The organism is Bradyrhizobium sp. WYCCWR15520 (genome assembly GCF_056174665.1).
In genome coordinates, this window is record NZ_JBWBWM010000176.1 from 1 (window position 1) to 621 (window position 621).

Here is a 621-nt window from a genome sequence, read left to right on the forward strand (position 1 = left end):
AATGGAGTGTCGCACCCGAACGAACTGGGATGGCGGCATGAGGCGCGTCATCGTAGGCTGGCCGGCTCGACTGCGGTCTCGGCGTCCGCAGTATCGGCGTGGATAGCCTCCCGGATCAGCCGCTCCGTCGTCTGCTCGAAATAGAGCCAGAGGTCCGTGTGCAGGTCAGAAAACTGCCGCCACACCACGGTGTCGAAAAAGCGGCGCGGCGCCCTGACCATGATCGTCGTCGAGCGCTGCCGCGGATATCGGAACGGCCGAATGCCATAACGCCTGCACAAGGCGATGAACAATCGGACCGACCATTGGTCCGGCAAGCTGAACTTCATCTCGACGGCGGGATCGCGGCGGCAGGCCTCCTCGAGCTTGGCCTTCAGCCGCTCTGCTGCGGCTTCGGCGGCATCACGTTCTCCCGCAGTGGTCGCGCCGAAATACAGCGCCTCCACCTTCTTTAGCCGCTCCCGAAGCTGCTCTTCGATCAGCATAACCTCGCTCCTTGATAGAAACGAGGCCATCGCACGAACCGGCCGTCAATCGCGGAAAATACGCCGTCCACACATCATTGCACGGCCGGCCTGGAGTTCGGACCAGAGTCTCCCGCGGCCTTGGGCGGATGCTTAC

1 protein-coding gene is annotated in these 621 nt (G+C 63.0%); it reads right to left on the reverse strand.

The window, feature by feature from the left end:
* Positions 1 to 47 precede the first annotated feature (47 nt).
* Entirely contained in the window at positions 48 to 485 is a 438-nt protein-coding gene (locus AC0QUY_RS42740) for a hypothetical protein (RefSeq protein WP_161855475.1), read from the reverse strand.
* Positions 486 to 621 lie beyond the last annotated feature (136 nt).

What these genes read in the sequence shown, in the direction of transcription:
- AC0QUY_RS42740 (WP_161855475.1), bottom strand. Translation starts at nt 485, where the DNA reads ATGCTGATCGAAGAGCAGCTTCGGGAGCGGCTAAAGAAGGTGGAGGCG.